We start from the raw sequence: 12,608 nt of genomic DNA, 5'->3' as shown, positions 1-12,608 counted from the left end.
GGTGCCGCCTTGCCTTTGGCTGTGATGGCTTTTGGCGCCTAGATCACGAAGGTTTCGTGACACCGCGCCCCTGAGCGACTAAGAGGGGGTAACATCCCTGAAAACGGATTCGGAGCTGCCCTCTTGTCCATCCTCATGCCCCCCGCCCATCCCTTTGATGACGATAAACTGCGAGAGGAATGTGGCGTCTTTGGCGTTGTCGGTGTCACCGACTCTGCGAATTTTGTCGCGCTTGGCTTACATGCCCTGCAACATCGCGGCCAAGAAGCGGGCGGCATTGTCACCTATTGTCCTGAAACCGGCTTTAACCAGCAGCGTCGTCTGGGACTGGTGCGGGATAATTTCACCAGCCCGAAAATCATGAAAATGCTGCCCGGCAGTATCGGGATCGGGCATGTGCGGTATTCGACCTCCGGGTCCAAAGGTCAAACGGCGCTGCGCGATGTGCAGCCATTCTTTGGCGAGTTCTCGATGGGCGGTGCTGCCATTGCGCATAACGGCAACATCACCAATGCGCTGTCGCTGCGCCGCGAATTGATCGAGCGCGGGTCGATCTTTCAAAGCTCCTCTGACACCGAATGCATCATTCACCTGATGGCCCGCTCGATGGGCCGGACCATCCCCGACCGCATGGAAGAAGCCCTGCGCAAGGTCGAAGGCGCGTTTTCCATCGTCGCCATGACACGCACCAAGCTGATCGGCTGCCGCGACCCGTTGGGTGTGCGCCCCTTGGTTCTGGGCAAGATCGGTGACGGCTGGGCGCTGTCATCGGAAACCTGCGCGCTGGACATCATCGGTGCAGAGTTCGTCCGCGAGATCGAACCGGGCGAAATGGTCGTCGTCACCGAAAAAGGCGTTTCAAGCCATTTCCCCTTCCGCCCCAAGAAATCGCGGTTCTGCATCTTCGAGCATGTCTATTTCAGCCGCCCTGACAGCATCCTTGGCGGGCGGTCTGTCTATGAAACCCGCGAAAATATCGGCCGCGAACTTGCCAAAGAAGCGCCGGTCGAGGCTGATCTGGTTTGCCCAGTTCCTGACAGCGGCACGCCTGCGGCCATCGGCTATTCGCTGCAATCGGGTATTCCCTACGCGATGGGGATCATCCGCAACCAATACATGGGCCGGACCTTTATCGAACCGACCGAAAGCATCCGCAACATGGGTGTACGTCTGAAACTGAACGTCAACCGCGCGCTGATCAAAGGCAAACGGGTAATCTTGGTCGATGACAGCGTGGTGCGCGGCACCACCAGTCGCAAGATCAAGGAGATGATCCTTGATGCCGGTGCGGCCGAGGTGCATTTCCGGATTGCCTCTCCGCCTACGGCCTGGCCTTGCTTTTACGGGGTGGACACGCCACAGCGCGAAAAACTGCTGGCCGCGACCATGTCAGAAGAGGAAATGCGGGACCACTTGGGGGTCGACAGCCTCAAGTTCATCTCGCTCGACGGGCTTTACCGTGCCGTGGGCGAGGCAAAGGGCCGCGACAAGACCGCACCAGCCTACTGCGATGCCTGTTTCTCGGGCGAATACCCTGTTGCCCCGTCCGATATGATCGAACAGGGGTTTGTGGCAAAAACAGCTGCGGAGTAGTCCATGCCGACCGTCATCCACCACAACCCCGATTGCGGCACGTCGCGCAATGTCTTGGCCGTGATCCGCGCCTCCGGGACTGAACCGGTCGTGATTGAATACCTCAAGACTGGCTGGACACGGCCGCAGCTTCAGGCGCTTTTTGCCGCCGCCGACCTCACGCCGCGCGCCGCTTTGCGGACCTCGAAATCACCCGCAGAAGAGCTTGGCCTGCTTGACCCCGCAGTCAGTGATGATGCGCTGCTGGATGCGATGGTGGCACATCCGATCCTTGTCAACCGACCCATTGTTTGCACCCCCAAAGGCGTGGCCCTTTGCCGTCCTTCCGAGGCCGTGCTGCCGCTTCTGGAAATCCCGCTGACCACAGCAGTCTATAAGGAAGACGGTGCCCTGATCGTCGCCCCCTAACGGCGATGTGATCGGAATAAGGCAGTGGCGCAGCTTAGGGCGGCGATTTGTCTCTTTTGTTTGCTGCGCGGCTCTGGCATGAGCGCGCCAACAGCAAAAATTGACGCAGTATCACAATGGCAGAAATACCCTCAGAATCGGCTCTCGTGGCCGAAAAGGCCACGATGCCTGATGCATTGGCGCTGGATGCGCTGTCTGTTATCGGCTTGATCGCGGCCCATGACGGGGCAACCGCCCTGCTGCGCTCTTCGCGCGGAGATGTTGCGCGGGTGCATGTCGGCGACGAAGCTTTTGGTGTGCATGTGACAGCCATCGGCGAAGACCTTGTGTTGCTGACGGATCGCTGGGGGCGCACGCAATCTTTGCAACTGCCACAAAGCTAGTGCTTGACCTGAAGCGAAGTTCGGCACATCACGCCTTTCATGACAAAAACAGTATTGATCACCGGTGCTTCGCGTGGCCTAGGGGCCGCACTTGCCAAAGCGCTCGCGCCCACCCATCACATCATTGCCGTGGGCAAGACTGTGGGGGCGCTCGAGGAACTTGACGACGCCATTCAGGCGCTGGGGGGCCACGCAACCCTTGCCCCTATGGACATCAGTATTGATGCGGCCATGCAGCAGCTTTGCCGTGGTATCTTTGACCGCTGGGGCAACCTTGATTTGTGGCTGCATACGGCAATCCACGCGGCACCTCTGGCCCCTGCCGGCCATATCGGCCCCAAGGACCTTGCCAAATCAATGACAATCAACATCGAGGCGACCGCGCGGCTGATCGCCTATGTCAGCCCGCTTTTGGGGCAGAACGGTCAGGCGGTCTTTTTTGACGATCCGCGCGGTGGCGCTCAATTCTTTGGTGCCTATGGCGCAACAAAGGCGGCACAGATGGCGCTGGCCCGCAGCTGGCAGGCCGAAAGCGTCAAGACCGGACCGAAAGTGTCGATTCTGACGCCAGCCCCCATGCCGACCGCAACGCGCGCACGCTTTTATCCGGGCGAAGACCGCGCGGTTCTGGCCGAACCTGCCGCCGAAGCGGCGCGGCTTCTGCCCATGATCCTTGGCTGAAAGAGCAATAGCGTTGCCCAGTGTCAACGGTATCCGACAACGTCGCCCGTGTGTTGCGCGCTGTCTTGCCGTACCTTGCCCCCTCGCTTAGGAACATGGGCAACGGCAAAGGGGCGGCTATGCGTATTCTGATCACCAACGACGACGGCATCAATGCCCCCGGCCTGAAGGTACTGACCGACATCGCGACCGAGATTGCAGGCCCTGATGGCGAGGTCTGGACTGTTGCGCCGGCGTTCGAACAATCCGGCGTTGGTCACTGCATCAGCTACACCCATCCCACCATGATCGCACAGCTTGAAGAACGGCGTTTTGCGGCAGAAGGATCACCTGCGGACTGCGTGATTGCAGGACTCTATGATGTGCTCAAGGACACACCGCCTGACCTGATCCTCTCTGGTGTGAACCGGGGCAACAACGCTGCCGAGAACACGCTTTATTCCGGCACGATCGGGGCCTGCATCGAAGGCGCGCTCCAAGGGGTGCGGTCGATAGCACTGTCGCAATTCTATGGCGACGGCAACAAAGACCTCGACGACCCTTTCGAAGCTGCTGCGGTCCATGGCGCCGCCACCGTGCGGGCGCTTTTGCATGATACGCTTTGGGATGAGGAAGATTACCGGTTGTTCTACAACGTGAATTTCCCCCCCGTCCCCGCTGCACAGGTCAAGGGCATGGCCGCGACGACCCAGGGGTTTCGCCTCAACACCCGTTTTCGGGCAGAAGCCCAGACATCACCCACGGGGCGCAAGTTCTTGTGGGTCAAAGGAGGCCCGCAGCATGAACCGACTGCACCCGGCACAGATGCGGCCGCCAACCTTGACGGCTATATCTCGATCACACCGATGCGGACCGATCTGACGGATTATACCATGGTTGCAACCCTCAAAGAGGCGCTTTCGTGACGTTTGACGCGGCCACAAAGATGCAATTCCTTTTCGCGTTGCGCAGCAAGGGCGTCACCGATGCGCGGGTCCTGACCGCGATGGAACAGGTTGACCGCGCCGATTACGTCAAAGGCACATTTGCCGATCGTGCCTATGAGGACATGCCGCTGCCCATCGCTTGCGGGCAAACGATCAGCCAGCCCTCTGTTGTGGGGTTGATGACCCAGGCGCTGCAAGTCACAGCACGCGACAAGGTGCTGGAGGTGGGGACAGGCTCTGGCTACCAAGCAGCGATCCTGAGCAAGCTGGCGCGCCGGGTCTATACCGTGGACAGATATCGCAGGCTGGTCCAGGCCGCGCGGGACGTTTTCGAGGCCAAGGACATCACCAATATCACCGCGTTCACCGCCGATGGCAGCTATGGTTTTGCCGAGCAAGCCCCTTTTGACCGGATTTTGCTGACCGCGGCTGCCGAAGACCCGCCCGGGCCCTTGCTTGCACAACTCAGGGTTGGGGGGATCATGGTGCTTCCGGTGGGCCAGTCGGATGCGGTCCAAAGTCTGATCCGTGTGACACGCCACGAAACAGGCTATGAATACGATGAATTGCGCGCAGTCCGCTTTGTCCCCTTGCTAGAAGGGCTCGGACCAGAGTAAACTCTCACAAAATATGGTACGACCCCAGCAAAAAGGGGCGACTTGGCACAAGGAGCGGTAGGATGGCAAATGGGCATATCCCCCTAAGACGCGTGATGATGGCCACAGTAGCCGTGGCCACGCTTGCAGCATGTGAAGGCTTTGATCCCGACCTGCGCGACGTGGGCAATGGTTTCGACACAAGTTCTGCGGTCCAGAATTTGCCAGGTCGGCCCCGACCTGATGATCGCGGCGTGATCTCTTACCCAAATTATCAGGTGGTCGTGGCACGGCGTGACGACACGATACGGCAGATCGCGATACGTCTTGGTTTCGATGTCAACGAGCTTGCCACATTCAACGGGATCGAACCGGATGTTATTTTGCGGCGGGACGAAATCATTGCTCTGCCGGCAAGGGTGCCAGAACCGTCAGCTGCGACCGGTGCCTTTGGAACCGGGCCTGTTCAGTCACTTGATGTCACTGCGGTCGCGACGACCGCGCTTGACCGTGCCGATGCGACAAATACTGGCGTGACCACAGCGGCTCTCCCTGCGGCACCGGCCGCCGCCGCGAGCCCTGCCCCGGTTGTCAGCGGTACCGAACCGATCCGCCATCAGGTGCAGCGCGGCGAGACCGTCTTTTCGATTTCGCGGCTTTACAACGTGCCTGTGACGAATATCGCGGAATGGAACGCGCTTGATTCCGCATTCACAATTCGTGAGGGGCAATTCCTGTTGATCCCGCAAGGTGCGCAGGCTGCTGCGCCCACGCCCGCGGTTGACGTAACAGAACCCGGCAGCGGATCTGTAACACCTGTCCCACCCAGTGCAGCACGTCCTTTGCCCGATGACTCCACGGCCGCACCGCTTGCCGTCGTGGCGGCCCCGGCCGCACCGGACCTTGGCTCCGAGGCCACGCAGCCCGCAAGCAGCGGCGCGCGCTTCGAAATCCCGATACAAGGGCCAATCATCCGCGCTTATGCCCCCGGCCAGAACGAGGGCATTGATATCGCAGCGCCCGCCGGGGCAACGGTCAAGGCCGCAGGAAGCGGAACAGTGGCTGCCGTCACCGCCGACACCAGCGGCGGGGCGATTGTCGTGATCAAGCACAGCGACGGGCTGCTGACGGTTTACACTCAGATGGACAACCTGACAGTCGCCAAAGATGAAACTGTGTCGCGCGGGCAGACAATCGGGCAGGTCCGGGCGGCTGATCCAAGCTTCTTGCACTTTGAAGTGCGACGCGGGTTGCAAAGCCTCGATCCGGCGGATTTTCTTCCCTAAGAAGATGGAGAGGTAAGGTGGATCACGATCCACCTTACGCCAGCGTGACGCCGCGCCTGCCTGCGAGATCGGTAAAATATTGCCATGCGACCCGACCGGACCGGCTCCCGCGGGTGGCCTGCCACTCGATCGCTTCGGCCCGCAGTGTCGCATCGTCAATCTCAACACCATGCGCCTCGCAATAGCCACGGATCATCGCAAGATAGTCATCCTGATCACAAGGATGGAACCCGAGCCAAAGCCCGAAGCGATCCGATAGCGAAACCTTTTCCTCGACCGCCTCGGACGGAGAGATCGCAGAAGACCGCTCGTTTTCGATCATATCGCGCGGCATCAGATGGCGGCGGTTCGACGTTGCATAAAGCACGACATTTTCAGGCCGCCCCTCGATACCGCCATCCAGCACCGCCTTGAGCGATTTGTAATGGGCATCGTCGTGGCCGAATGACAAGTCATCGCAAAACATGATGAAACGTTCTTGCGCACCGCGCAGCAGGTTCAGGCAACGCCCGATGCTTGGCAGGTCTTCACGCTGCACTTCGACAATCTTGAGGGCTTCATAATTTGCATGAACAGCGCCATGCACGGCCTTGACAAGACTTGACTTTCCCATCCCGCGCGCGCCCCAAAGCAAGGCGTTGTTTGCAGGCAGCCCGGCGGCAAACTGGATCGTATTCGTCATCAAGGTATCGCGCGAACGGTCGACGCCGACCAAAAGGTCAACGGCCACGCGGTTGACCTTGGTGACGGGTTCCAAACGGTCGGGATCCGCATGCCACACAAAGGCCGAGGCTTGCGAGAAGTCCGGTGCCGCCTGAGGCGCAGGGCTGAGACGTTCAAGCGCATCCGCAATCCGCTTCAGAGCCTTCTTGGTCACGCCTTGGGGTCCTTGTCAGCCGCGGCTTCTACATCGCCAAGATCATCTTCGTCGATATCGAACAGGCTCTCGTTTTCGCCAATGATCCCTTCGGCACGGGCCGCACGGTCTTTCTTGCGTTCCACCGCCGCGACCAGGTGGATCGAAATCTCATAAAGACCGTAAACCACAACAAAGAGGATCAACTGGGTTGTGACATCAGGTGGGGTCACGAGGGCTGCAACGATCAGGATGCCAACAACCGCGTATTTGCGTGTCCCGCGCAAACCGCGCGAACTGGCCAGACCGGCAGAGCCCATCAAGGTTAGCAGCACCGGCAACTGGAAACACACACCGAAGGCCACGATCATCTTGAGCGTGATATCAAGTGTCTCATTCACCTTGCCGTTAAAAACGATATCAATTCCCGTGTCCGGCAGGGCCAACCCCGCCGCAGCACCGGGCAGGAATTCAGTGCCCGGGGGTGGCGGCAAGGCGTCGGTCATTATGGCAGACACAAATGACGGCAAGTCCGCAAAGCCCAGAAAGAAGGCCATCGCCAGTGGCACAACGATATAGTGGGCGAAGGCCGCACCAATCAGGAAAAGCACTGGCGAGGCAATGATAAAGGGCAAGAATGCGTTCTTTTCATTGCGGTAAAGCCCCGGCGCCACAAAACGCCAGAGTTGATACGCGATGATCGGGAAGGAGAGCGTCAGCCCCCCCACCACCGAAATACGGATCAGTGTGAAAAAGTATTCCTGCGGCGCGGTATACTGCATGACCGGGTTCGGATTACCCAAGCTCCGCATGGTTTTTTCAATCGGCATCAGCAGGAAATCAAGCAGCATGCCACCGAATGAAAAACAGATGATCATGCCGACAAGAAAGGCCGATACAGAATAGATCAGCCGCGAGCGCAACTCTGTCAGGTGTTCCAGCAGCGGGGCAGAGCTGTCTTCGATATCGTCGTTGGCGCTCATTGTTTTGCCTCGGGTGACGGGCTGTCCGTATCAGGCGCAGGCGTTTCAGGCTTGGCTGCCTCTGCTGTTTCTCGGGCTTTCCGTTCGGTAGCGGCATCCGCCATGGCTTTGCTCATTTTTTCCTTCGCAGCCTGACGCTCTTCGGACAGGGCCGTGGTCTCTGGCCCCTTTGTCATGCCGGTGGCTTCCTTGAGCTTGTCGGTGCCAAATTTTGTCGGGTTTGCAGCGGCCTTGAATGTCTTGGAGATATCATTAACCCCCGAGTCGTTGGCCGCCTGTTCCATGGCGCGCGAAAACTCCCGCGCCATCATGCGCGCCTTGCCCGTGAACTGCCCCATCGTGCGGAACAGGCGCGGGAAATCCTTGGGCCCGATGACAATCAGGGCCACGATGCCGATCACCAACATTTCGCTCCAGCCGAGACCAAACATCAGGCGCAGTCCTTTACATCAAATGAGCAAGTCAATCAGACTTTGTCTTTTTCTTCGGTTGGGGTCACGTCTTTGGCGTCAGCCATGCTGTCTTCGATTTCTTTCTTGCCGTCATCAACACCTTTCTTAAAGGCGGTGATGCCCTTGCCAACCTCACCCATGAGGCTTGAAATCTTGCCGCGTCCAAAAAGGACCAGCACCACAACTGCGATCAAAAGAAGACCTGGAAGGCCAATATTATTGAGCATGTCTCTCTCCTCTTGCGGACTGGCTGTCCGCGTCAATTCAACTCTCTGCCCAGACAAATAGGCCCGGATGGGCACCAAGGAAAGCGGGAATTGCAAATTTCAGGCATCATAAGCCCCTTTTTCACAAGGGTTTTTGTAATTTAGTGACAAAAACTTGTCAGTTGCCAGAAAATTGGCAAAACTACACCGAATCGGAGGGAAGATCATGCGCCGCGCCGACCGCCTTATGCAGCTTGTCCAATTCCTGCGTGACGGGACGCTGCACCGCGCCTCCGATCTGGCCGCAGCCACGCAGGTATCATTACGTACAATCTACCGCGACATGGAAACCCTCGCTGCCTCTGGCGTACCCATCGAGGGCGAGCGCGGCATCGGCTATCGTGTGACTGCCGCGATCACCCTGCCCCCGCTGAACCTGACCATGACCGAGATGGAAGCGCTCCATCTGGGACTTCACGCCGTCGGCCAAAGCACAGATGCAGAACTGTCTGCCGCCGCCCGCGCCCTTTCGTCAAAACTGGATGCCGTGATGCCCGAGGATCGCAGCCGCGCACCGAGTGGCTATGGCTTTGCCATCTACCCCTTTGCAGATGCCGCGCGCGGGTTCCAGCACTTGCCCAGCCTGCGCCAAGCGGTCCGCACCCGCCAGAAACTGGAATTGACGCTGCAAGACGAAACCCGCACCGTGCGCCCCTTGCAGATTGACTACTGGGGCCGCCTTTGGACCTGCGTGGTCTGGTGCGAACGCAAGGCCGGTTTCGACGAAATCCGCGTCGACCAGATCACCAGAATGCGTATCCTGCCCAGCCTCTTTGTCGATGAGAAAGGGAAATCACTGCGCGACTTCAATGCATTGCGGCAAGGAAGTTAAAGCCAGTCCTGCGGTGCGATCAGCGGGCGAAAATAAGCCATCATCCGCATGTCGCCGTGCTGATCGGCATCCCAAGGTGCGACCCCATGCACAAGATGACGATCCAGCAGGATGGCTTGACCGGGGCGGGCTGTGATCTCCACCCTCGGGCAGGCTTCAAAGATAACCTTCCGGGTGGCTTGATAGACATCGGTGACATCAATCTTGTCCCAAGTATCCGGCGCGTGGTTCGCAAACACCCCGGCGAATGCCGCGCGCATCATCACATGGCTTCCCTCCCACACCACCAGCGGGCTCGCGGGCACATGGTTCAACGGAAAACCGACGATAAAGCCGTGCGGCTCTTGCAGATACCGCCGCTTTTCAGGCCCGACGGCAAGCAGACCATCAACATGGGCCGCATCACGGTTGCGCCGATACCGATGTGCCGCATCGCTCTCATCAGCATCGCGTCGGGGATAGCCGGGAAAGACGACCGACAACTGCGCCAGATGCCATTGCTGCGGTGCCGCCACATGGTCCAGCCATGCGCCTGCCAAAGGGACACCAGCCACGCTCCCGTCCGTTGCATTCGGCAAGGCATCCACGCCCACAAACCATGTGCGTCCATGCCGCCGCTCGCCTGCGCCCTGCAACACCTCGCACCCGACCCGATAGGCCGCATCGGCCCAGGCGCTGACCGCCGGTTCGGGGGCAAAGACGGCATAGCCTTTGGTCTTGAGCGCCTGCTCTACCATCCCACTGCCTTGCGCAGCATATTCAGCGCCACCAAAATCAGAAAACCCGCAAAGACCCGTCTGAGCGGTACGGGGTCCATCCTATGCGCCAAAGCAGCACCTAGCGGCGCCGTGAGATAGGTCATCGACACCACCAGCCCAAAGGCCACGAGGTTGACAGCCCCCACCGTGAATGGCGGGGCATTGGCAATCTCGAACGTCAGAAACCCGATCACCGAAGGCACGGCGATCAGCACCCCGAAACCTGCCGCAGTCGCGACCGCGCGGTGAATGGGCACGCCGTAAAGTGTCATCACCGGCACACCGAACGATCCCCCGCCAATCCCCATCAGAACGGAAAGAAAGCCCATGACCGGGGCCAGTACCGCCCGCTTGATGCCGCGCGGCATGTGATCGCCCAAGCGCCATTCCTCGCGGCCAAAGGCCATATAAAGGCCAACGGTGATCGCAAGAATACCAAAAATGGCCTGCAATGTCTCGGACCGGAGCGATGCCGCAACCACCACGCCGACCGTCGCGCCAACCGCAATGCCGAGCGCCCATGCCTTGAGAATGGGCCAATCCACGGCGTCTTTCTTGTTGTGTGCGGCCACCGACCGCAACGACGTGACGATGATCGTGGCAAGCGAGGTGCCAAGGCAAAGCTGCATCAATTGCGGGCTGTCAAAGCCCAAGGCGCGGAAGACATAAAAGAAGGCCGTCACAAGGATCAACCCGCCGCCAACCCCCAAAAGCCCCGCAAGAATGCCGGCAAAGGCACCAACCACCAGCAGGATTGCCACCATGCTGGCAAGCAAGGTCATGTCTTCCATTGGTTGCCCCTCAGGCTGCGCGCTGGGTCACATGATCAAGGGCGGCAAGGACCACTTCGGGACCGGCACCATCAATGTGCGCGTTCTCTGACAGATGCCTGCGCCATCCACGCGCGCCCGGACGCCCTTGAAACATCCCCAACATATGCCGCGTGACCTGCCCTAAACGCCCGCCCTGCGCAAGATGGTTGGCAATATAGGGCAGCATCAGATGCACGACCTCTTCGGCCGTCCGCCCCAAAGGATCGCCAAAAATGCGGGCATCGGCATCCAGCAGGATATCACAGGGTGTGTGATAGGCCGCGCGCCCGATCATGACGCCGTCCAGACCGCGCTGCAAGAAACCTTCGGCCTCATCCAATGACCCGATACCACCGTTGATAGATAGATGAAGATGGGGAAATAACCCTTTCATCTGCATCACTAAATCATAATCCAATGGCGGAATATCACGGTTCTCTTTCGGGCTCAGACCCTGCAACCATGCCTTGCGCGCATGGATCGAAAAACGGTCGACGCCAGCAGCCGAGACCCGCGCCAGAAAATCGGGCAAAACGACATGGGGGTCCTGATCATCGACCCCGATCCGGCATTTGACCGTCACCGGCACCCGCACCGCTGCAATCATGGCGGCGACACAATCCGCGACCAGACCCGGGTTTTCCATCAGCACAGCCCCAAAGCTGCCCGACTGGACCCGATCCGACGGACACCCGCAATTGAGGTTGATCTCGGCATAACCGAACCCTTCGGCAATCCGCGCCGCCTCTGCCAGTTGCGCAGGATCAGACCCTCCCAGTTGCAGGGCAACCGGCTGCTCTAAGGGATCAAAGCCCAACAACCGGTCCCGATCCCCGTGAACAACAGCAGGCGCGGTCACCATTTCGGTATACAACAAGACATGCCGCGACATCAAACGATGGAGATACCGGCAATGACGGTCTGTCCAATCCATCATAGGGGCAATCGACAAACGCCAAGGTGCGATATTCTGCGAGTTTGTTTCCATAGAGGACGTTTACCGCAGCACGCACAATCGCGCCAGAGCATCATTTCAGTCCGTTTCATGCCTGTCCGCGCCCATTCTTGGTCGAGTTACAACACAAGATGTGACTTGGCCGCCATAATGTAACTCACCCCGCCCATCCCCGTTTCTCGGTGGTAATGTTACCCAAAGCGGGCGCTTAGATTTGCCGCCGTTTATCTAGGACAGCCCAAACTCACGATCTGCGGGAAGTAGTCGTCATTTGCTGCGCGAACGACGATGGACCGCCTTTTGCGCCTTTCGACAACACATACCTTCGGTCTCGGCGGCATCTGGGAATTCACCGCTGACAAGCGAGAATTCTGCGGAACTTCCAAATCATATGTCAGCCTTTGAAAACGTAGTTTCGCCAAACTTGGTGCTCTAATTGATCAGTTGCGTGTATGCGATTCAGGCAGCGGAGCAGTAGCGCACTCGCTCAAAACGGCCACGGACTAGCCAAGCAGTTCAAACCTCATCACATCGACAATGCCCCGGTCCGTGATCTTCAGTGCCGGGATCACCGGCAGGGCCAGAAAGGCCAGTTGCAGGAACGGTTCTTTCAGCGTCACCCCCAGCGAAAAGGCGGCGCTGCGAAGCTTCTCGAGATCACTCTGGACTTGCTCAAACGGGTCAAGGCTCATCAAACCGCCAATGGGCAAGGCAAGTTCCGCCAGCACTTTGCCATCGCGGGCCACGACAAAGCCACCCTCAATCTCGGACAGCCGATTGGCGGCCAACTACATATCCGCGTAATCCAATCCGACACAGGC

15 protein-coding genes and 1 pseudogene are annotated in these 12,608 nt (G+C 59.1%); 8 read left to right on the top strand and 8 right to left on the bottom strand.

Annotated elements, in window-relative coordinates; genetic code table 11:
- The first annotated feature begins 135 nt into the window (after window positions 1–135).
- The 7 genes from purF to NWQ23_RS07760 all read left to right on the top strand — a co-directional run bounded on the left by purF (window position 136) and on the right by NWQ23_RS07760 (window position 5,873).
- On the top strand, window positions 136–1,593 hold the full coding sequence (purF, locus tag NWQ23_RS07790) for an amidophosphoribosyltransferase (protein WP_306165747.1): 1,458 nt from the start codon (window positions 136–138) through the stop codon (window positions 1,591–1,593).
- 3 nt (window positions 1,594–1,596) lie between these two features.
- Window positions 1,597–2,001, top strand: coding sequence for an arsenate reductase (glutaredoxin) (gene arsC, locus NWQ23_RS07785; RefSeq protein ID WP_306165705.1), 405 nt, complete (start codon window positions 1,597–1,599; stop codon window positions 1,999–2,001).
- Window positions 2,002–2,117: 116 nt separating this feature from the next.
- Window positions 2,118–2,384, top strand: coding sequence for a hypothetical protein (locus NWQ23_RS07780; RefSeq protein WP_306165704.1), 267 nt, complete (start codon window positions 2,118–2,120; stop codon window positions 2,382–2,384).
- 39 nt (window positions 2,385–2,423) lie between these two features.
- The gene (locus tag NWQ23_RS07775) at window positions 2,424–3,065 is read left to right on the top strand and encodes an SDR family oxidoreductase (RefSeq protein ID WP_306165703.1); all 642 of its coding nucleotides are present in this window, start codon (window positions 2,424–2,426) and stop codon (window positions 3,063–3,065) included.
- Window positions 3,066–3,184: 119 nt separating this feature from the next.
- Entirely contained in the window at window positions 3,185–3,970 is a 786-nt protein-coding gene (surE, locus tag NWQ23_RS07770) for a 5'/3'-nucleotidase SurE (RefSeq protein ID WP_306165702.1), read from the top strand.
- The gene (locus NWQ23_RS07765) at window positions 3,967–4,608 is read left to right on the top strand and encodes a protein-L-isoaspartate(D-aspartate) O-methyltransferase (protein ID WP_306165700.1); all 642 of its coding nucleotides are present in this window, start codon (window positions 3,967–3,969) and stop codon (window positions 4,606–4,608) included. Before surE ends, NWQ23_RS07765 begins: the two co-directional genes overlap by 4 nt.
- 98 nt (window positions 4,609–4,706) lie before the next feature.
- Entirely contained in the window at window positions 4,707–5,873 is a 1,167-nt protein-coding gene (locus NWQ23_RS07760; RefSeq protein ID WP_306165699.1) for a peptidoglycan DD-metalloendopeptidase family protein, read from the top strand.
- A 34-nt stretch (window positions 5,874–5,907) separates the two neighbouring features.
- Here NWQ23_RS07760 and NWQ23_RS07755 read toward each other — a convergent pair whose 3' ends face one another.
- The 4 genes from NWQ23_RS07755 to NWQ23_RS07740 are packed head-to-tail and all read right to left on the bottom strand — an operon-like array spanning window position 5,908 to window position 8,391.
- Window positions 5,908–6,750, bottom strand: a complete 843-nt coding sequence (locus NWQ23_RS07755; RefSeq protein WP_306165698.1) for an ATP-binding protein — start codon at window positions 6,748–6,750, stop codon at window positions 5,908–5,910.
- Complete coding sequence (locus NWQ23_RS07750) at window positions 6,747–7,712, bottom strand: twin-arginine translocase subunit TatC (protein ID WP_306165697.1); 966 nt, start codon at window positions 7,710–7,712, stop codon at window positions 6,747–6,749. Before NWQ23_RS07750 ends, NWQ23_RS07755 begins: the two co-directional genes overlap by 4 nt.
- Window positions 7,709–8,143, bottom strand: a complete 435-nt coding sequence (gene tatB / locus NWQ23_RS07745) for a Sec-independent protein translocase protein TatB (protein WP_306165696.1) — start codon at window positions 8,141–8,143, stop codon at window positions 7,709–7,711. The genes NWQ23_RS07750 and tatB overlap by 4 nt, the downstream gene beginning before the upstream one ends.
- Before the next feature lie 35 nt (window positions 8,144–8,178).
- Entirely contained in the window at window positions 8,179–8,391 is a 213-nt protein-coding gene (locus NWQ23_RS07740; RefSeq protein WP_306165745.1) for a twin-arginine translocase TatA/TatE family subunit, read from the bottom strand.
- A 205-nt stretch (window positions 8,392–8,596) separates the two neighbouring features.
- On the opposite strand from NWQ23_RS07740, the gene NWQ23_RS07735 reads away from it, so the two are divergent.
- Entirely contained in the window at window positions 8,597–9,262 is a 666-nt protein-coding gene (locus NWQ23_RS07735; protein WP_306165695.1) for a YafY family protein, read from the top strand.
- On the opposite strand, the gene NWQ23_RS07730 is transcribed toward NWQ23_RS07735, so the two are convergent.
- From NWQ23_RS07730 to NWQ23_RS07715, 4 genes and pseudogenes are all read right to left on the bottom strand, one after another.
- Window positions 9,259–9,999, bottom strand: a complete 741-nt coding sequence (locus NWQ23_RS07730) for a hypothetical protein (RefSeq protein ID WP_306165693.1) — start codon at window positions 9,997–9,999, stop codon at window positions 9,259–9,261. The two genes, NWQ23_RS07735 and NWQ23_RS07730, sit on opposite strands and share 4 nt — an antisense overlap.
- Window positions 9,993–10,811, bottom strand: coding sequence for a sulfite exporter TauE/SafE family protein (locus tag NWQ23_RS07725; protein ID WP_306165691.1), 819 nt, complete (start codon window positions 10,809–10,811; stop codon window positions 9,993–9,995). Before NWQ23_RS07725 ends, NWQ23_RS07730 begins: the two co-directional genes overlap by 7 nt.
- 10 nt (window positions 10,812–10,821) lie before the next feature.
- Window positions 10,822–11,820, bottom strand: coding sequence for a tRNA dihydrouridine(20/20a) synthase DusA (dusA, locus tag NWQ23_RS07720; protein WP_306165690.1), 999 nt, complete (start codon window positions 11,818–11,820; stop codon window positions 10,822–10,824).
- Between the two features lie 470 nt (window positions 11,821–12,290).
- Window positions 12,291–12,608, bottom strand: a pseudogene (locus NWQ23_RS07715) (adenine deaminase C-terminal domain-containing protein); the annotation flags it as partial.

It is taken from the genome of Yoonia sp. (genome assembly GCF_030731595.1).
Classification (GTDB): Bacteria; Pseudomonadota; Alphaproteobacteria; order Rhodobacterales; family Rhodobacteraceae; genus Yoonia.
Note: the sequence above shows the minus strand (reverse complement) of the source record. Positions and strands in the feature narration are given on the sequence as shown.